We start from the raw sequence: 18,843 nt of genomic DNA, 5'->3' as shown, positions 1-18,843 counted from the left end.
CTCATGAGCCTCGCCGGCTCCCTCCTCGACCTCCGCCCGCTGCGCACCTCGCCCGTCTTCCGGCGGCTGCTGATCGGGCGGACCGTGTCCGTGCTCGGCGGGTTCATGACCATGGTGACGGTCATGTACCAGGTGTGGGACCGGACCCACAGCACCGCCTGGACCGGCGCCGTCGGGCTCGCGCAGGCGCTGCCGCTGGTGGGGTTCGGGCTGTTCGCCGGAGCCTGGGCGGACCGGGCCGACCGGCGGCGGGTGTACCTCGCGGCCACCGTCGGGCAGGCGGTCTGCTCCCTCGCGCTCGCGGTGCAGGGCTTCACCGGGCACGTCCCGGTGGCCGGGGTGCTGCTGCTGGTCGCGGCGCAGTCGGCGTTCGGCGCGCTCGGCGCCCCGGCCGCCGGGGTGTTCCTGCCCCGCCTGCTGCCCAAGGACCAGGTGGCCGCCGGGCTCGCGCTGCAACAGGTCACCTCGCAGTCGATGATGCTGCTCGGGCCCGCGCTGGCCGGGGTGCTGCTCGGCTGGTTCGGCATCGGCGTGTGCTACCTGCTGGACGCCCTGAGCTTCGGCCTCGCCTTCTACGGCGCCTTCGGGCTGCCCCCGCTGCCGCCCGAGGGGACGCCCGCCCGGCCGGGGCTGCGCGGCGCGCTGGACGGGCTGCGGTTCCTGGCCGGGCACCGGGTGGTGCGCGGCGCGCTGATCACCGACCTGGCCGCCACCGTGCTGTCGTTCCCGGTGAGCCTGTTCCCGCTGGTCAACGCCGAGCGGTTCGGTGACGAGCCGCGCACCCTCGGGCTGTTCCTGTCGGCGCTGGCGGTGGGCGGGGTCGCGGCGACCGCGCTGTCCGGCCCGCTGACCCGGCTCGCCCGGCCGGGCTCGGTGATGCTGTGCGCGTCCGCCGGTTGGGGCGCGGCCCTGGTCCTGTTCGGGCTGTCCACCAGTCCCTGGCTGGGCCTGGCGCTGCTGGTGCTGGCCGGGGCGGCGGACGCCGTGGCGGTGGTCTCCCGGTCCACGATCGTGCAGACCCGTACCCCGGACGCGCTGCTCGGCCGGGTCACCGCGGCCGAGCAGATCGTCGGCCAGGCGGGCCCCAGCCTGGGCAACGTGCGCGGCGGCCTGGTGGCCGGCTGGACCTCCGGCGTGACCGCGCTGGTGGCCGGCGGGGCGCTGTGCGTCCTGGCGGTGGCCGCGGTCGCCACGACCACCCCCGAACTGCGCGACCGGAAGACCCCCGCTACCGAGCCGGCCGTGCCGTGAGCGGCACCGTTTCGTTCAGGCACCAGTCCAGGACGGCCGGCCAGGGGCCGTAGCCGGCGTCCAGGTCGAGGTGGGCGGCGCCCGGGAGGATGTCGGCGGGGATGCCGAGCGGCTCGGCGAAGAGCGTGGCCGCGCCCTCGGGGCAGTACGGGTCGTCGTCGCCCGCGACCAGGCGGGCCGGGCCGGGCAGGGTGAAGTCGAGCGGGGGCGGGGCGAAGGCGGTCACCTCCGGGTGCCGGGCGAGGACGGACCCGGACGGCGGGGCGACGAGCAGCACCCGGCCGGCGCGGTCCAGTTGGCGCATGCCCCGGGCGGCGGCGTGCAGCCACAGCAGGGCGGAGGCGCTGTGGGCCACCACGACCAGCTCCCCGGTGCCCTCGGACTCCTCCAGGTGCCGGGCCAGTTCACCGAGCCAGACTTCCAGGTCGGGGTCGTCGGGGTCGGGCAGGCCCGGGTAGGTGACGTGGTGGCCGAGCGCGGTGAGGCGGTCGGCGAGCCAGTGCTGCCAGTGGGCCTTCGGACGGTGGTTCTGCCAGCCGTGCAGGATCACATAGGAGCGCGGGGTTGTCATGGCGCCGATCATCACCTCCGCCAACTGCCCTGGTCCAGTGCATGCCGGCGCGTGCCAGGTTACTGTGCAGTCCCTTGACGGAAAGAAACTTCCCGGATATTGGTGACTCCTCGGAAGTTTCCTTCAGCGGTTCTCCTCTGGAAGGAGCGCACGTGCCCGACACCAGCACGGGAAGCGACACCGGTACGGGAAGCACACGAAGAGACACCGCACGGCCGTCCCGGCGCGCCGTTCTCGCCGCGACCGCGGGCCTCACCGCCGCGCTCACCGTCCCGGCGACCGCCGACGCCACCGAAGACGGCGACCGCCGGCTGCGTGCCCTGATCTCCCGCATGACGCTGGAGGAGAAGGTCGGCCAGCTGTTCGTGACGCGGGTCTACGGCCACTCCGCCACCGACCCCGACCAGGCCGACATCGACCTCAACCAGAAGGAACTCGGCGTCCGCACCGCCGCCGAGCTGATCGCGAAGTACCGGGTCGGCGGCGTCATCTACTTCGCCTGGGCGCACAACACCCGCGACCCGCGGCAGATCGCCGCCCTGTCCGACGGCATCCAGCGGGTTTCGCTGGACCAGCCGCGCGGGCTGCCCGTGCTCATCGCCACCGACCAGGAGCACGGCGCGGTGTGCCGGATCGGCAGGCCCGCCACCCTGCTGCCCGGCGCGATGGCGATCGGCGCGGGCCGCTCCCGCTCCGACGCGCGGACCCTCGGCCGGATCTCCGGCGCCGAACTGCGCGCGATGGGCGTCCACCAGGACTACGCCCCCGACGCCGACGTGAACGTCAACCCGGCCAACCCGGTCATCGGGGTGCGCTCCTTCGGCGCCGACCCGGACGCGGTCGCCGCGCTGGTCGCCGCCGAGGTGAGGGGCTATCAGTCGGCCGGGGTGGCGACGAGCGCCAAGCACTTCCCGGGGCACGGGGACACCTCCGTGGACAGCCACTACGGCTTCCCGGTCATCACGCACAGCCGGGAGCTGTGGGAGCGGCTGGACGCCGTGCCGTTCCGGGCGGCGATCCGGGCGGGCGTCGACTCGGTCATGACCGGGCACATCCAGTTCCCGGCCCTGGACGGCTCCGGCGACCCGGCCACCCTGTCCCGGCCGGTGCTGACCGGCATCCTGCGCGAGGAGCTCGGCTACGACGGGGTCGTGATCACCGACTCGCTCGGCATGCAGGGCGTGCGCACCAAGTACGGCGACGACCGGGTGCCGGTGCTGGCGCTGAAGGCGGGCGTGGACCAGCTGCTCAACCCGCCGTCGCTGGACGTGGCGTGGAACGCGGTGCTGACGGCCGTACGCAACGGCGAGCTGACCGAGGACCGGCTCGATGAATCGATCCTGCGCATTCTGCGGCTGAAGGCCCGGCGCGGGGTGCTCGACGACCCCTGGGCCCGCCCGGACCGGATCGGCCGCACGGTGGGCACGAAGGCCCATCTGGCCGCCGCCGACCGCATGGCCGAGCGCACCACCACCCTGCTGGTCAACGAGGACGGCACGCTGCCCTTCGACCACCGCCGGGAACAGCGGGTCCTGGTCGTCGGCGCCGACCCGGCCTCCCCGTCCGGCACCACCGGCCCGCCCACCGGCGTGCTGGCCGCCGCCCTCACCGAACTGGGCTTCACCGCGACCGCCCTGTCCACCGGCACCGCGCCCTCCGCCGCGACTGTCGACAAGGCCGTCACCGCCGCCGGGAACGCGGACGCGGTGGTCGTGGCCACGTACAACGTGACGGCGGGCAGCTCCCAGCGCACCCTGGTCGACCGCCTGCTGGCCACCGGCAGACCGGTGGCCGTGGTGGCGGTCCGCAACCCGTACGACATCGCGCAGCTGCCCGCCGTCCGGGCGTGCCTCGCCACGTACTGCTGGACGGACGTCGAACTGCGCGCCGCCGCACGGGTCCTGGCCGGGCGCGTGGCACCGCGCGGGCGGCTCCCGGTGCCGGTGCGACGGGCGGACGACCCGGCACGGGAGCTGTACCCGATCGGGCACGGGCTGAGGTACTAGCCGACGACCCGGGGCCGCAGCGCGGGCTCCCGCTCCACGTCCCGTACGTCCAGCCGCGCGTCATAGCGGGCCAGCGGCTTGGCCCGGTCCACGGTGGCCCGCGGCAGGCCCGCCCAGGCCAGGATGCGGGCGGTGGCGAGGCTCTTCTCGTCCGGGACCAGACCGGCCACGTTGGCGCCGTGGTTCATGCCGGGCGCGGTGAACACGTAGGAGTCACGGGCACCCGCGCCGGGCCGGAAGCGCTCCGAGCCCCAGGGGTCGTTCTGGCCGTAGACGAAGATCATGCGCGTGGCGTGGTGCCGCACCCAGGTGTCCACGTCCCGCATCGCCCACGGCTGGAACCGCATCGGGATGGAACGGGGCACGTAGTTCCGGGGCGGCTGGTAGCCGTAGCGGATCAGCTCGCGGTCGATGCCGGGGAAGTGGATGGTGGGGGCGCCCAGCTGGGTGCCGGCCTGGTAGTAGTACGGGGTGTACGGGTCCAGTCCCTGGTCGGTGTAGGCGTCGAAGCCGGAGACGGTGTCGAGCGAGGTCCACAGCGCGTCGTCGTCCGCCGTGGCGGCCGGGATCGTGTCGCAGTCCTCCAGCAGGCCGTACTGCCAGAAGCCCCAGGCGTAGTCCAGGACGACCGCCTCGTAGGCCCGGTCCAGGCCGCCGATGGTGTCGAAGGTGCGGCCCTTGTCGGCGGCGTACTCGGCGTACTTCTTCTCCATGCGCTCGCGGCGCACCAGCGCCTCGCGCTGCACGGCGGTCAGCTTCTCCCGGCACTCCTCGGTGCCGACGCGGGCGAAGAAGCGGTCGTAGGCGGAGTCCTCGTCGTCGACGACGTCGTTGGGCGCGACGTAGGCGACGACGCCGTCCATGTCGCCCGGGTAGAACCGCTCGTAGTAGGTGGCCGTCATGCCGCCCTTGGAGGCGCCGGTGGCCAGCCAGTTGGCGGGGTAGACGGCCTTCAGCGCCCGGAACACGCGGTGCTGGTCGCTCGCGGCCTGCCAGATGTCGAGCTTGGACCAGTCGGCCGGCTGGGGGCGCGAGGGGCTGAAGTAGCGGTATTCCAGGGAGACCTGGTTGCCGTCCACGATCTGGGTGGGCTCGCGGCGCGAGGGCTTGGTGGAGACGCCGTAGCCGCCGGTGTAGAAGACGGTGGGCCGGCTCACGTCCTTGTGCAGTACGGTGATCCGCTGCTGGAAGGTGCCCCGGTCGGGGTGGCGGTGGTCGACCGGCTGGGTGAAGTTCAGGACGAAGTAGCGGTAGCCGGGGTACGGCTTCTCCTCGATCAGGCTCGTGCCGGGTATCGACAGGAGCCGGTCCTTGATGTCGGTGGGCTCATCGCCGGCGGCGGTGGCCGCCCCGGCCGTCGTGCCCAGCGTGCCGATCAGCACCGTGAGCGCGAGCAGCCATCGGAGCGCCTTGCGCATGCGCACTCTCCCCTGTGAGTCGGATGTGCGCCGGAAACTATCCCAGCAAGTGCCGCCCCACCAGAGGACGTTCGTCCGGACGCCGGGCCGCCCCTGCTCAGCGGGTCAGCACAGGATCCAGCCGGAGCTGACCGAGGAGCGGCCCACCGCGCCCTTGATCCATACGCAGCGGTGCCCGGCGTGCACGGTCACCGGGCCGGCCCGGCGGGTGTAGCGGCCCGCGTCGACGACCGGCCGGTTGCCGCGCGCCTGCACGCTGACCGACATGCTGCGGACGGGGCCGGGGGTGCGCGGAACGGTGACGGCGCAGACGTAGCCGTCGCGCTTGTAGACGTGGGTGACGCCGGTCTTGAACGGCAGGGTCCGCACCTCGCGCCCGGCACAGCCCCCGGACGCGGCCTGCGCGGTCCCGGTCGCCGTCAGCGCGAGCGCGCCGGACGCGGCCAGCACGGCCGCGCCGAGGGCCAGCCGCCGGCGTATCGCACCACTGTCCACTTCGTCCTCCCCGTACCCGGTCACACTCCCCCGTCTCCGTACTGATGTACGGACGCACGCGTATGCCGGATGGTTGCACGACCGTCAGCCAAACGATTCGGCGGGGGCCTCACCGGGCCGCGCCGACCGGCTCCTCCGGCTCGGACCGGCCGATGAAGGTCCGCCACAGTTCGGCGTACCGGCCGCCGCGGGCCAGCAGTTCCTCGTGGGTGCCGTCCTCGGCGACCCGACCGTGGTCCATCACCACGACCCGGTCGGCGCGGGCCGCGGTGGTCAGCCGGTGCGCCACCACCAGCGTGGTACGACGGCCCGCCAGCCGGTCGGTGGCCTGGTTGACCTGGGCCTCGGTGGCCAGGTCCAGGGCGGCCGTGGCCTCGTCCAGCAGCAGGACGTCCGGGTCGACCAGCTCGGCGCGGGCCAGGGCGATCAGCTGGCGCTGGCCCGCCGAGAGGTTCCGGCCGCGCTCGGCCACCCGGTGCAGATAGCCGCCCGGCAGCCGGGCGATCATCTCGTGCGCGCCGACCGCGCGGGCCGCCGCCTCCACCTCGGCGTCGGTGGCGTCGGGCCGGCCGTAGGCGATGGCGTCGCGGACGGTGCCCGGGAAGAGGTACGCCTCCTGCGGCACCACGCCGAGCCGGTGCCGGTACGAGGTGAGGTCCAGGGCGCGCAGGTCCGTGCCGTCCACCGTGACCCGCCCGGCGGTCGGGTCGTAGAACCGCGCGACCAGCTTGACCAGGGTCGACTTCCCGGCGCCGGTCTCGCCGACGAAGGCGACCGTCTGCCCGGCCGGGATCGTCAGGTCGATGCCGGTGAGGGCCTCCTCCTCGTCGCCGTAGGCGAACCGGACCCCCTCGAAGGCGATGTCGCCGCGCAGCGAGAGCACCTCCAGCGGGGCCTTCGCGGTCTTCGTGGACGTCGGCTCGCGCAGCAGCTCCTGGATGCGGCCCAGCGAGACCGTGGCCTGCTGGTAGCCGTCGAAGACCTGGGAGAGCTGCTGGACGGGCGCGAAGAACAGGTCGATGTAGAGCAGGTAGGCCACCAGGGCGCCGGTGGTCAGGGTGGCCGCCTCCACCCGGCCCGCGCCCGCGATCAGCACGGCCGCCGCCGCGACCGACGACAGCAGCTGCACGAACGGGAAGTACACCGATATCAGCCACTGGCCGTGGACGCGGGCGCGCCGGTAGTCGGCGCTGCGCTCGGCGAACCGCCGGCCGCCGTCCCGCTCCCGCCGGAATGCCTGCACGATCCGCAGTCCGGCCACGGTCTCCTGGAGGTCGGCGTTGACCGCCGAGACGCGTTCACGGGCCAGTTCGTACGCCTTCACGCTGGCCCGGCGGAAGAAGAAGGTGGCCACGGCCAGCGGGGGCAGGGTGGCGAAGACGACCAGGGCGAGCTGCACGTCGAGGACCAGCAGGGCGACCATGATGCCGAAGAAGGTGACGACCGAGACGAACGCGGTGACCAGGCCCGTCTGGAGGAAGGTCGACAGGGCGTCGACGTCCGTGGTCATCCGCGTCATGATGCGGCCGGTCAGCTCGCGCTCGTAGTAGTCCAGGCCGAGCCGCTGGAGCTGCGCGAAGATCTTCAGCCGCAGGGTGTAGAGCACGCGCTCGCCGGTGCGGCCTGTCTTCCGGATCTCGGCGATCTGCGCGGCCCACTGCACCAGCACGGTCAGCAGGGCGAGCAGGGAGGCCGACCACACCGCGCCGATCGCCATCCGGGTCACGCCGGAGTCGATGCCGTGCCGGATCAGCACCGGCAGCAGCAGGCCCGCGCCCGCGTCCACGGCGACCAGCGCCAGGCTGACCAGCAGCGGCGGCCAGAAGCCGCGCAGCAGGCGGCGCAGCCCGTAGGACTCCTCGGGCAGCGTCGCGCGGCCCTCGTCGATGTCCGGGGTGTCGGTGGCCGGGGGCAGCGCCTCGACCTGGGCGAGCAGCTCCGGGGTGGCCGGGGAGCCGGCGAGCGCCCGGTCCTCCGGTTCGCGGTCGCCGGTCCACAGCCGGGGGGTGACGCCCCGCTCGGCGTCGAACTCGGCGTCCAGCTCGTCGCGGACGGAGGTGTCCTCGGCGGGCGTGGCCGGGCGGGCGTGGCCCGGGGAGACGCCGCCCAGCTCGTCCGGGTCGGTGAGCAGCCGCCGGTAGAGGGCCGAGCGCTCCTGGAGTTCGTCGTGGGTGCCGAGGTCGGCGAGCCGGCCGCCGTCCAGGACGGCGATGCGGTCGGCGAGGTTCAGGGTGGAGCGGCGGTGGGCGATGAGCAGGGTGGTGCGGCCCCGCATCACCCGGCCCAGCGCCTCGTGGATCTCGTGCTCCACGCGGGCGTCGACGGCCGAGGTGGCGTCGTCCAGGACCAGCAGGCGGGGATCGGTGAGCAGGGCGCGGGCGAGCGCGAGGCGCTGGCGCTGGCCGCCGGAGAGGGTCAGGCCGTGTTCGCCGACCTTGGTGTCGTAGCCGTCCGGCAGCTCGCTGATGAAACGGTCCGCCTGGGCGGCGCGGGCGGCGGCCTCGATCTCCTCGTCGGTGGCGTCCGGGCGGCCGTAGGCGATGTTGGCGCGGACGGTGTCGGAGAAGAGGAACGAATCTTCCGGGACGAGTCCGATCGCGGCCCGCAGCGAGTCCAGGGTCAGCTCGCGCACGTCGTGGCCGCCGATCAGGACGGCGCCCCGGTGGACGTCGTAGAAGCGCGGCAGGAGCAGCGAGAGGGTGGACTTGCCGGAGCCCGAGGAGCCGACGACGGCGAGGGTCTCGCCGGGCCGGATCTCGAAGCTGATCCCCTCCAGGACCGGCCGCTCGTCGTCGTAGCCGAAGCTCACGTCGTCGAACTCGACGGTCGCGGGCGCGTCGGCGGGCAGCTCCTTGGTGCCGTCCTTCAGGGCCGGCTCGGTGTCGATCAGCTCCAGCACGCGCTCGGTGCCGGCGCGGGCCTGCTGGCCGACCGTGAGGACCATGGCGAGCATCCGGACCGGGCCGACCAGCTGGGCCAGATAGGTGGAGAAGGCCACGAAGGTGCCGAGGGTGATGTGGCCGTGCACGGCGAGCCAGCCGCCGAGGGCCAGCATGGCGACCTGGCCGAGCGCGGGGACGGCCTGGAGGGCCGGGGTGTAGCGGCTGTTCAGGCGGATCGTGCGCAGCCGGCCCGCGAACAGCCGGCGGCCCACCTCGCGGAGCTTGTTGGTCTCCTGCTCCTCCTGCCCGAAGCCCTTCACCACGCGCACGCCGCCGACCGCGCCGTCGACCACGCCGGCCACGGCGGCGGCCTGCGCCTGGGCGTACCAGGTGGCCGGGTGCAGCCGGGTGCGGCTGCGCCGGGCGATCCAGCCGAGGGCGGGGGCGACGGCGAGGGCGATCAGGGTGAGCGGCAGCGACAGCCACGCCATGATCACCAGGGACATCAGGAAGAGCAGGACGTTCCCGATGGTCATCGGGAGCATGAAGAGCAGGCCCTGGATCAGCTGGAGGTCGCTGGTGGCGCGGCCGACGACCTGCCCGGTGGACAGCTCGTCCTGGCGGCGGCCGTCCAGCCGGGTGATCGTGCCGTACATCTCGGTCCGCAGGTCGTGCTGGACGTCCAGGGCGAGCCGGCCGCCGTAGTAGCGGCGTATGTAGGTGAGGACGTAGACGAGGACGGCGGCGCCTATGAGGGCGCCGGCCCAGGGGGCCATGGCGCGGCTGTGGTCGCCTATCACGTCGTCGATGATCACCTTGGTGATCAGGGGGACGACGGCCATCACCGCCATGCCGGCGAGGGAGGAGCCGAGGGCCAGGACGACGTCCTTCGGATACCGCCAGGCGTACCCCGCCAGCCGCCGCGCCCATCCCCGTTCCGCTGCCACGCCGGTGCCTTCCGTTCGCCCTGCTCTGCCGGAAGGCGTCAACGCGACGGGATGCGGATTTCATCCCTCCGCAACATTGCCGGGGCGACGCGGCCCGCGCTCGCGGCGGAACGCGACAGGGACGGGTCTCCCCGCTCAGGCGTCTTATGCAACTGCATAACGCCCACATGCGGGTATCGGCGTCAGGCGCGCGATCCGGGGCCGGCCGCCTTCGCGAGCCATGCGGCGGCCGGGGCGAGGTCCTCGTCCTGGGCCGCCTCGGCCAGCGCGGCCTCCAGCGTCCGGACGTAGACGACGCGGGCCTCCGCCACGCACGCCCGCCCCTTGTCGGTGATCTGCGTGTAGACGCCCCGCCGGTCATGGGGGCACAGGTACCGCTCGGTCAGGCCGAGCTTCTCCAGCCTGCCGACGAGCCGGCTCAGGGAGCTCTGGTTGAGCGGAATGGAGTCGGCCAGGAACTGCTGGCGCAGATGGCCGTCGTCGTCCGAGTACGCGAGCGCGGACAGGGCCGCGAACTCGGAGACCGACAGGCCGTGCGCCGCCTGTAGGGCTTTGGCCAAGGCGTCCTCGATCCGCGCCATCAGGATGCGCGTCGCCTGCCAGCGCTGCTCAAGGACCGTGGGCAGCTCGATGACGGGATTCACCTGACCGGCGAGCGGCACGCCAGGCTCCTTCTCCTCGGGGCGGTGCTGGCCCTCTCACAGTACATCGGCCGCATCCGCGTTTTATGCATAAGCAACCATTGCATCGGCGCATTATGCACGTACATACTACTGCCCGCCCACCCTGCTCGGCACGCAGAAGGACGGACACCCCCATGCCCATCGCTCTCCTCGCGCTCGCCTTAAGCGCGTTCGGCATCGGTACGACAGAGTTCGTGATCATGGGCCTGCTGCCTGACGTCGCCGACGACCTGGACGTCGGCATCACCTCCGCGGGCCTGCTCGTCACCGGCTACGCGCTCGGCGTCGTCGTCGGCGCCCCGGTCCTCACCGCGGCCCTCGGACGGCTGCCCCGCAAGAAGACGATCCTCATCCTCAGCGGCGTCTTCCTCGCCGGGAACCTGCTGTGCGCCGTGGCACCCTCCTACGGTGTCCTGATGGCGGCCCGGTTCATCACCGCCTGCGCCCACGGCGCCTTCTTCGGCATCGCCTCGGTCGTCGCCACCGGCCTGGTCACCAAGGACAAGCAGGCCAGCGCCATCGCCATGGTGTTCACCGGCTCCACCGTCGCCAACGTGCTCGGTGTCCCCCTCGGCACCTTCCTCGGACAGCACCTCGGCTGGCGCTCCACCTTCTGGGCCGTGACCGCCATCGCCCTCGTCGCCACCCTCGGCATCGCCGCCCTCGTGCCCGACATCCGGCAGGACGCCCCGCCGAGCTTCCGCGCCGAGATGCGGGTCCTCAAGCGGCGCCAGGTCCTGCTCGCCCTGCTCGTCACCGTCTTCGGCTACGGCGGTGTCTTCACCCTCTTCACCTACATCACGCCCCTGCTCACCGACGTGACCGGGTTCGCCGAGTCCACCGTGAGCTGGCTGCTGGTCCTCTTCGGCACCGGCCTGTTCATCGGCAACCTGGTGGCCGGCAAGGCCGCCGACCGGCGTCTGATGCCCACGGTGTACGTGGTGCTGCTGGCGCTCAGCGCCGTCCTGTTCGCCTTCGGCACCGCCAGCCACGACAAGACGGCGGCCGCCGTCTGCGTCCTGCTGCTCGGCGCCACCGCGTTCGGCACCGTGCCGCCCCTGCAGATGCGCATCCTCGCCAAGGCCGGCGACGCCCCCGCCGTCGCCAGCGCCTTCAACATCTCCGCCTTCAACGTGGCCAACGCCGGCGGCTCCTTCATCGGCGGCCGGGTCATCGACGCGGGCCACTCCCTGAGCACCCTCGGCCCCGTCGCCGCGGTCATCTCCCTGACCGGCCTGGCCATCGCCGCCTACTCCGGCCGGCTCGACACCCACGGCAGGCCGGGCGACCGGGACATCACGGCCCGCCCCGGGACCGATGCGGAGGGCACGTCCGAGGACACCGTCCCCTCCCCCGCGGAGGCCTGATGACTCCCGGCGCGCCCGGCCGCACCGCGGCCGATGACGAACTGTCCGCCTCCGCCTGGCGGGAACTCCGGGCGCTGTGCGCGCGGGTGGAAGCGGCCCTCGCCGCGGAACTGCTCCGCTTCGGGCTCTCGGTACGGGAGTACCGGGCACTCGACCACCTGCACACGCACCGCGGGGAACCGGTACGGGTGCGGGACTTCGCCGACGCGCTGTGCCTCGGCCACAGCGGAGCCACCCGGCTGATCACCCGGCTGGAGCGGCGGGAACTGATCGCCCGGCGGCCGAGTGCCACCGACCGGCGCGCGCTGGAGGTGGAACTCACCATCGCCGGCGACGAGTTGTTCGGCCGGGTGGGCCCGGCCGGCACGGCCGCACTGGCCGGAGCCTTCGCCGCCGAGGGCGCACGGCCTGCCGACGACGCCCTCGCCCGCGTACCGCGCCAGGCCGCGGTGGGACCCGTCAGACCCGTACCCGCAGGTGGTAGAAGCGTGTCGTCTGGGCCGGGTTCTGGTTGTCGTCGCTGACCAGGAGGACCTTCAGGCGGCCCTTGGTGTCGCGGCCGGTGACCGTCATGCCCTCGATGTTGTCCAGGAGGGGGTTGGGCTGGGGCTGTCTGGCCGTGGCACCGAGGGACGGGCAGGCCGCGATGTCGGCGAGCAGGGTCTTCCGCACCAGCCGGACGGAACTCTGGCCCGTGAGGTTCCCGACGCCGGCCGTGTCCGTGGCGTGGCGGGGGTCGGCGAGGTAGAGGCGGACGGTGTTGCCGACGCCCGCGGTGAAGCCGCGCTCCAGGACGAGGAGGCGGCCGTCGGGGGTGGCCTGGACCTCGGGGACGCCGAGGCCGGGGTCGGTGCGGTAGGCGTACTGGGCGGCGGGCGTGAAGCGGCCCCGGTGGCGCTGCCAGGTCTGAAAGCGGACGATCCCGGCGGAGTCGCCCGCTGTCGCGTACTCCATGGAGGCCAGCAGGGTACGGCCGCCGGGCAGCAGGGTCAGGCCCTCGAAGGTCTGGTTGGCGGTGGCCCGGCCGGCCGGGGCGACCTGGAGGGCGGCGGGCACCGGGAGCCGGTCGAGGAGGCGGCCGTCGGGGCCGTAGCGGCGGACGGACGGCTCGGTCTCGGAGGAGACCAGCCGGGTCCCGTCGCGGTCGACGACCAGGCCCTCGGAGTCGAGGTCGGCACCCTTCTCGTCGGCGAGGCGGACAACCCCCTCGGGCCGGAGGGTACGGGCGTCCAGCCGGAACAGCGACGAGCGGTCCCCCAGGGCCGCGAGGGAGCCGTCCCGGTCCACGGCGAGGGCGGAGAGGTTGCCGGTGTACGTGCCCTCGTACGTCGTCTTGTCGAGCGCGTCGGAGAAGCGGTCGAGGACGGCGTACGGGGAACAGGCGTGGTTTCCCGGCGAGTTGGCGGCGGCGGGTCCGGCGGCGGTCAGCGAGGTGACCGCCGCCAGGCCGGCGGCGAGGCCGGCGCATACGGTTCTCAGGCGCATGGCCGTCACCGTAGGGCCGGCCGGTGACGTACGGGAAGCCGCCCCGTGAAGGGTCAGCCCTGCGGCGGGACGGCGACGAACGCCTCGCGCGGCTCGCTGGTCGGGGTGAAGCGGGCGACACCGGACTTGACCGGCACCAGGTCCTTGTGGATGACCTTGGCGACGTTCTGGATGGTGGTCACGCCGTAGTTCATCGTGCTGTTGTCCTGGGTCAGCACGGTGATCATGTAGTCGTGACCGGCGCCCTTGAAGGTGCCCAGGCTGTGCACGCGCCAGCCGTGCGTGGAGCGCTGCAGCCAGCCGTTCTTGACGTGCACGGAGACGGAGGACGGGGCGCCGGCCGGGGTGCCCCAGCGCTGCGAGGAGACGACCTGCCCCATCAGCTTCAGGATGTACTCGCGGGAGTTGTCGCTCAGCACGTTGTTCTTGGCGGTGACGAGCTGGAGCAGCTTCTGCTCGTCGTTGACGTTCTCCTGGGTCAGGCCCCAGTAACCGCCCGTGCCCGGCACGGTCTTGGTCATGCCGGCGGCCTTGAGAAAGCCCTTGATCTTCGTCATGCCGAGCTGCTTCCAGAGCTTGCTGGTCGCGTTGTTGTCGGACTTGGTGATCATGGCCTTGGCGAGCGACTGCTCGGTGCTCGTCAGGTACCGGTTGTGCTTCTTGGCGTCCCACAGCAGCGTGGCGAGCACGGTGACCTTGACGGTGCTGGCCGAGTCGTAGGCGCTGGTGGCCCGCAGGGTGCAGGTGGTCTTGGTGCTGCGGTCGTAGAGGCCGACGGCGACGGTGCCCTTGCGGCCCGCGAGGGCGGCCGTGATGTCCTTCTTCAGCTTGGCGGCGAGGCCCGCCTTGGCCGACGTACAGGTCACGGCCGGGGTGGCGGCGGCGGCCGGGGTGGCGGCGGTGACGGCGGGTATGAGCAGCGCGGCACTGACGACGGCCGCGAGCGCGCCGGCCCGGCCGGTGGTCCGGTGAGTCATGGAAAAGTCCCCTTGGAGGTCCGGGCGTCCCCCTGAACGCCCTTGGGCGCACTCGTGCGCCGCCTAAGTGGACTCGCCAGAACGGTCGACGGTTGCACGTACGTTCGGCTGAATGGGGTCACTCGCCAATCTGTCCTACTAGTCCCACTTCTTCCCTCACATCGGGGAAGGGGACGTGACCGCCGGGCGTGTCAGGTCAGCCTGCCCTCACCATGACGATGCCCGGCGCACCGCCCTGCCGGACACCTCGACTCCTGTCTCTGGAGAGCCACATGAAGCAGCTCCGTTCCTGGACGCTGGCCGCCGCCCTCGCCCTGACCGCCGTACTCCTGCCCACCCAGACCGCGACCGCCAAGGCAGCCCAGCCCTCCTGCCCCGACGGCTCCGTCTGCTTCTGGAGCAGCGAGAACTTCCGCGGCTCCTCCTGGGAGTGGACGTCCCGCAGCGGCTACCGCGACATGCCGTCGTTCCTCCACGACCACGTGGGCTCGTTCGTCTCCTCCACCCGCGCGTGTTTCATCAACTGGCAACCGGTGGAGAAGCGCAACGTCTTCAACGGCGACTGGCGCTCCCGCTACCTGAGCGACTTCGGCGGCCGCATCGACGGGGTGGGACCGGGGGGCTGCTGACCCGCCCGCCCGGCGACGACTTCCGAGGCCTGAGGGAGCAGTTGGACTCCCTCAGGCCTCGAAGTCGTACTCCAGGACGTAGGCCGAGGAGTCCAGCACCATCTCGTTGACCTCGACGGCACGCCCTTCGGCGTCGAAGGCGGTGCGCGCGATCAGCACGACCGGCACACCCGCCGACAGCGCCAGCCGCTCGGCCTCCTCCACACCCGGCATCCGGGACCGGACCTCCTCCCGGAACCGCACGGGCCCGTGCCCCAGCTCCGCGAGCCGCGCGTACGTGCCACCGGGCCCGGTCTCCGGCCGGGTGATCGCCGTACCCGCGACGAGCCCGGCCGGCAGATAGGACGTGGACAGCAGCACCGGCTTGCCATCGAGCACGAAGCGCCGCCGCCGGGCACAGACGTTCGTGTCCTCGCCGAGCCCCAGCACCGCCGCGACGGCGGCGGGCGCCGATTCCTCGGTCACCTCGACGGAGTCGACGACCAGTTCCCGGTCCCCGATGTCGGTGGACCAGATGGAACGCCCCTCGGCCCACCGCGCTCGCGCGAGCCGCTCGATGCCCCGGCGGCGGATGGGCCGGAAGTCCCGGACGAACACCCCGGCACCCTTGCGGGCTTCCGCGATGCCCTCCGCCTGAAGCACGCCCAGCGCCTGCCGTGCCGTCATCCGCGCGACGCCGTGTTCCGCCATCAGGTCGTTCTCACCGGGCAACCGGTCCCCCGGTCCGTACCGGCCGGCCTCGACCGCCGCGCGAAGCTCCGCCGCGATCCGCTGGTACTTGGGCTGCCGCCCTGTCTCCCGGCCGCTCATCCAGACCTCTCCTCCGATCATCTCTAGACATCCTAGGCATCAGAGGACTCCCAGCCCCAGTCAGGCAGCGTCCACATTCGGCCATCCGGCGCCACTTCTCTAGAGACGTATTGCGCCGTACCCCCGTCGAGGTTTTACTTCTCACATCTCTAGAGATGTATCCCATCCTCGCCTGTGGCCTGATCACCTCGGAGGCCCCATGCCAGACAACGGCACCCAACAACCGTCCGGATGCACCGGTATGACGGAAGCCCAATGGCGCCTGCCCCATGGCCCGCGCAGTGCCGGACGTGCCCGTGCTTTACTCCGCGCACAACTCACCGAATGGAAGATCGACGGCGAAGTCGCCGACAACGCCGAGCTGTTGCTCGCGGAACTGATGAGCAACGCCATCCGGCACGCCCGGAGACCGGCCGGCCGGGAGATCGGCGTCCGCATCGCCCGGTACGACAGCCGACTGAGGGTAGAGGTGGCCGACGCCAACCAAGCCCGACCGGTGCCGAAGACGGTGGCGACCGACGACGAACAGGGCCGCGGTCTCGCCATCATCAGGGCCCTGTCGGTGCGTTGGGGCTGCTGTCCCCGGCGGCACGGCATCGGGAAGGCGGTCTGGGCCGAGCTGTTGCTGCCGTCCAGCACTCAGCCCAGGTGAGTAGGCGCGAACATCCGCAGGACCGCCGGGAGTACCACCACCGACGGGCCCGGGGTCTTCAGGGCCCTCGTCAGGTCCTCCTGGAGGGTTTCCGGGGTCGTGCGCACACCCGTCACGCCGAAGGACTCCGCCAGGGCCACGTAGTCCGGGCGGTGGAGTTCCGTGGCCGTGGGCTTGCCGAAGGCGTCCGTCATGTATTCGCGGAGGATGCCGTAGCCGCCGTCGTCGATGATCAGCCAGGTGACGGGGAGGTCGTACTGCTTGGCCGTGGCCAGTTCGGCGATGGAGTACAGGGCTCCGCCGTCGCCGGAGACCGCCAGGACGGGGCGGGTCGGGTCGGCCGCCGCCGCGCCGAGGGCCGCCGGGAAGCCGTAGCCGAGGCCGCCCGCGCCCTGGGCGGAGTGCATGAGGTTCGGGCCCTGCGCGTCGAACGCCGACCAGGCCCAGTACGCCAGGATCGTCATGTCCCAGAAGGACGGGGAGTCGGCGGGGAGGGCCCGGCGGACAGCCGACAGCACGTTCTGCTCCAGGGTCAGGTGCTGCCCGCCGATGCGGGACGCCACCTTTGCCAGCAGGTCGCGTACCCGCTCCCGCGCCGTCTCGTCCGGGCGGTCCTCCACCGTCTCCAGCAGGGCCTGGAGGGCCAGGCGGGCGTCCGCGTGGATGCCCAGGGCCGGGTGGTTGGACTCCAGTTTGCCGAGGTCGGCCTCGATCTGGATCACCCGGCCGCGGGGCCTGAACGTGTGGTAGTTGGAGGAGAGTTCGCCGAGGCCCGAGCCGATCACCAGCAGGACGTCCGCGTCCTCCAGGAAGTCCGTGGTGTGGCGGTCCTCCAGCCAGGACTGGAGGGAGAGCGGGTGGTGCCAGGGGAACGCGCCCTTGCCGCCGAACGTCGTCACCACCGGCGCGTTCAGCTTCTCCGCCAGCAGCCGCAGCTTCCCCGAGGCGTCCGACCGTACGACCCCGCCGCCCGCGATGATCGCCGGGCGGTCGGCGTGGGACAGCAAGTGGGCGGCCAGCGCGGTCAGTTCGGGGCGCGGGGGCAGGTCGTCCGGGGTGGCGTCCGGCGCCGTCACCACCGGCAGCGCGGCCGGAGCCAGCAGGACGTCCTGCGGGATCTCCACCCACACCGGGCCGTGCGGGGCCGTCAGCGCCGACTTCCAGGCCGCCGCGATCGCCGACGGGATCTGCGACTGGCTGCGGACCGTGTGAACCGACTTCACCACGCCCCGGAACGAGGCCGACTGGTCGGGGAGTTCGTGGAGGTAGCCCTTGCGACCCCCGCCCAGCCCCGCGACCGGGATCTGGCTGCTGATCGCCAGCACCGGCGCGCTCGCCGCCGCGGCCTCCTGGAGCGCGGCCAGCGACGTCAGCGCCCCCGGACCCGTCGACAGGAACAGCGGGGCCGCCTCGCCCGTGACCCTGCCGTACGCGTCGGCCGCGAAGCCCGCGTTGTTCTCCACCCGCAGGCCGACATAGCGCAGCGAGGAGCGGCGCAGGGCGTCGAACATGCCGAGGGCGTGCTGGCCGGGCAGACCGAACACGGTCGTCGCGCCGAGCCCGGCCAGCGTCTCCACGACCAGGTCTCCGCCGGTGCGCCCCGGGGGCGGGTTCAGGGCGGCGGTGATCTGCGCCGGCGACGGGCGGAGTACCAGGTCGTGGTCGTGGGTCACTTCGCTTCAGCGTCCTTCCGGGCCGCGGCGATCTGGCGGCTCATGATGGTGGTCAGTTCGTAGGCGGTGTGCGAGGCCGCGACCGAGGTGATCTCGGCGTGGTCGTACGCCGGGGCCACCTCGACCACGTCCGCCGAGACCAGGTTGCACGACGCCAGGCCGCGCAGGATCTCCAGCAGCTCGCGGGAGGTCATGCCGCCCGCCTCGGGGGTGCCGGTGCCGGGCGCGTGCGCCGGGTCCAGGCAGTCGATGTCGATGGAGATGTACAGCGGGCGGTCGCCGATGCGCTGGCGCAGCTGGTCGGCGATCTCGTCGGCGCCCCGGCGGTAGACGTCCGCCGAGGTGACGATGCCGAAGCCCATCTTCTCGTCGTCGGTGAGGTCCTGCTTGCCGTACAGCGGGCCGCGGGTGCCGACGTGGGAGAGGGCCGAGGTGTCGAGGATGCCCTCCTCCACCGCGCGCCGGAACGGGGTGCCGTGGGTGTACTCGGCGCCGAAGTAGGTGTCCCAGGTGTCCAGGTGGGCGTCGAAGTGCAGCAGGGCCACCGGGCCGTGCTTCTTCGCCACCGAGCGCAGCAGCGGCAGCGCGATGGTGTGGTCACCGCCGAGGGTCATCAGGCGGGCGCCGGTGCCGAGCAGGTCGTCGGCGGCGGCCTCGACGGTCTCCACGGCCTCGTTGATGTTGAACGGGTTCACCGCGATGTCACCGCCGTCGGCGACCTGCGCCAGGGCGAACGGGGAGGCGTCCTGCGCCGGGTTGTACGGGCGCAGCAGCCGGGACGCCTCGCGGATGGCGTTGCCGCCGAAGCGGGCGCCGGGCCGGTACGAGACGCCGGAGTCGAACGGCACGCCCACCACGGCGACATCGGCGGTGCCGACCTCGTCCAGGCGGGGCAGCCGGGCGAAGGTCGCGGGGCCGGCGTACCGCGGGATGCGGGAGGAGTCGACGGGGCCGCGGGGCGTCTCGTTGCTGCTCATCGTGAAATGCCTTCTTCCTT

At 72.6% G+C, this 18,843-nt stretch carries 16 protein-coding genes; 6 read left to right on the top strand and 10 right to left on the bottom strand.

The features are described 5' to 3' along the window. The first annotated feature begins 3 nt into the window (after positions 1-3). Positions 4-1,251 carry an MFS transporter gene (locus Srubr_RS36370; RefSeq protein WP_189995646.1) on the top strand — a complete coding sequence of 416 codons (1,248 nt, stop codon included), beginning with the start codon at positions 4-6 and terminating at the stop codon, positions 1,249-1,251. Here Srubr_RS36370 and Srubr_RS36365 read toward each other — a convergent pair. Next, complete coding sequence (locus tag Srubr_RS36365; protein WP_189995654.1) at positions 1,229-1,822, bottom strand: alpha/beta hydrolase; 594 nt, start codon at positions 1,820-1,822, stop codon at positions 1,229-1,231. The two genes, Srubr_RS36370 and Srubr_RS36365, sit on opposite strands and share 23 nt — an antisense overlap. 152 nt (positions 1,823-1,974) lie before the next feature. Here Srubr_RS36365 and Srubr_RS36360 point away from each other — a divergent pair, with 152 nt between their 5' ends. Next, a complete protein-coding gene (locus tag Srubr_RS36360; RefSeq protein WP_229926693.1) occupies positions 1,975-3,828 on the top strand; it encodes a glycoside hydrolase family 3 protein in 1,854 nt (617 codons plus the stop codon). Here the strand turns inward: Srubr_RS36360 and Srubr_RS36355 are convergent. The 4 genes from Srubr_RS36355 to Srubr_RS36340 all read right to left on the bottom strand — a co-directional run bounded on the left by Srubr_RS36355 (position 3,825) and on the right by Srubr_RS36340 (position 10,232). Next, positions 3,825-5,246, bottom strand: a complete 1,422-nt coding sequence (locus tag Srubr_RS36355; RefSeq protein WP_189995658.1) for a S28 family serine protease — start codon at positions 5,244-5,246, stop codon at positions 3,825-3,827. The two genes, Srubr_RS36360 and Srubr_RS36355, sit on opposite strands and share 4 nt — an antisense overlap. Before the next feature lie 105 nt (positions 5,247-5,351). After that, on the bottom strand, positions 5,352-5,741 hold the full coding sequence (locus Srubr_RS36350; protein ID WP_189996011.1) for a hypothetical protein: 390 nt from the start codon (positions 5,739-5,741) through the stop codon (positions 5,352-5,354). Positions 5,742-5,850: 109 nt separating this feature from the next. Beyond that, on the bottom strand, positions 5,851-9,570 hold the full coding sequence (locus tag Srubr_RS36345; RefSeq protein ID WP_189995660.1) for an ABC transporter ATP-binding protein: 3,720 nt from the start codon (positions 9,568-9,570) through the stop codon (positions 5,851-5,853). A gap of 182 nt (positions 9,571-9,752) precedes the next feature. After that, positions 9,753-10,232, bottom strand: coding sequence for a MarR family winged helix-turn-helix transcriptional regulator (locus Srubr_RS36340; RefSeq protein ID WP_229926694.1), 480 nt, complete (start codon positions 10,230-10,232; stop codon positions 9,753-9,755). 155 nt (positions 10,233-10,387) lie between these two features. On the opposite strand from Srubr_RS36340, the gene Srubr_RS36335 reads away from it, so the two are divergent. Together Srubr_RS36335 and Srubr_RS36330 are read left to right on the top strand one after the other, a co-directional pair. Further along, positions 10,388-11,620: an MFS transporter gene (locus tag Srubr_RS36335; protein WP_189995663.1), complete on the top strand. Its 1,233-nt coding sequence runs from the start codon at positions 10,388-10,390 to the stop codon at positions 11,618-11,620. After that, positions 11,620-12,144 (top strand): MarR family winged helix-turn-helix transcriptional regulator, encoded by a 525-nt coding sequence (locus Srubr_RS36330; protein ID WP_189995665.1) that lies wholly within the window; start codon positions 11,620-11,622, stop codon positions 12,142-12,144. Before Srubr_RS36335 ends, Srubr_RS36330 begins: the two co-directional genes overlap by 1 nt. Here Srubr_RS36330 and Srubr_RS36325 read toward each other — a convergent pair. Continuing rightward, complete coding sequence (locus Srubr_RS36325) at positions 12,080-13,105, bottom strand: esterase-like activity of phytase family protein (RefSeq protein ID WP_189995667.1); 1,026 nt, start codon at positions 13,103-13,105, stop codon at positions 12,080-12,082. The genes Srubr_RS36330 and Srubr_RS36325 overlap by 65 nt on opposite strands. A gap of 53 nt (positions 13,106-13,158) precedes the next feature. Then, the gene (locus tag Srubr_RS36320) at positions 13,159-14,082 is read right to left on the bottom strand and encodes a serine hydrolase (protein WP_189995669.1); all 924 of its coding nucleotides are present in this window, start codon (positions 14,080-14,082) and stop codon (positions 13,159-13,161) included. A 272-nt stretch (positions 14,083-14,354) separates the two neighbouring features. Between Srubr_RS36320 and Srubr_RS36315 the strand changes: the two genes are divergently transcribed. Beyond that, complete coding sequence (locus Srubr_RS36315) at positions 14,355-14,711, top strand: peptidase inhibitor family I36 protein (protein WP_189995671.1); 357 nt, start codon at positions 14,355-14,357, stop codon at positions 14,709-14,711. Positions 14,712-14,762: 51 nt separating this feature from the next. Here Srubr_RS36315 and Srubr_RS36310 read toward each other — a convergent pair whose 3' ends face one another. After that, positions 14,763-15,521, bottom strand: a complete 759-nt coding sequence (locus Srubr_RS36310) for a GntR family transcriptional regulator (protein WP_189996013.1) — start codon at positions 15,519-15,521, stop codon at positions 14,763-14,765. Between the two features lie 199 nt (positions 15,522-15,720). Here Srubr_RS36310 and Srubr_RS36305 point away from each other — a divergent pair, with 199 nt between their 5' ends. Continuing rightward, a complete protein-coding gene (locus Srubr_RS36305) occupies positions 15,721-16,173 on the top strand; it encodes an ATP-binding protein (protein WP_229926696.1) in 453 nt (150 codons plus the stop codon). Here Srubr_RS36305 and Srubr_RS36300 read toward each other — a convergent pair. Both Srubr_RS36300 and speB read right to left on the bottom strand, forming a co-directional pair. Next, the gene (locus Srubr_RS36300) at positions 16,161-17,846 is read right to left on the bottom strand and encodes a thiamine pyrophosphate-binding protein (protein ID WP_189995673.1); all 1,686 of its coding nucleotides are present in this window, start codon (positions 17,844-17,846) and stop codon (positions 16,161-16,163) included. The genes Srubr_RS36305 and Srubr_RS36300 overlap by 13 nt on opposite strands. After that, the gene (gene speB, locus Srubr_RS36295; RefSeq protein ID WP_189995675.1) at positions 17,843-18,823 is read right to left on the bottom strand and encodes an agmatinase; all 981 of its coding nucleotides are present in this window, start codon (positions 18,821-18,823) and stop codon (positions 17,843-17,845) included. The genes Srubr_RS36300 and speB overlap by 4 nt, the downstream gene beginning before the upstream one ends. Positions 18,824-18,843 lie beyond the last annotated feature (20 nt).

Source organism: Streptomyces rubradiris, from assembly GCF_016860525.1.
GTDB classification, from domain to species: domain Bacteria; phylum Actinomycetota; class Actinomycetes; order Streptomycetales; family Streptomycetaceae; genus Streptomyces; species Streptomyces rubradiris.
This window is presented reverse-complemented; position numbering and strand designations above follow the sequence as displayed.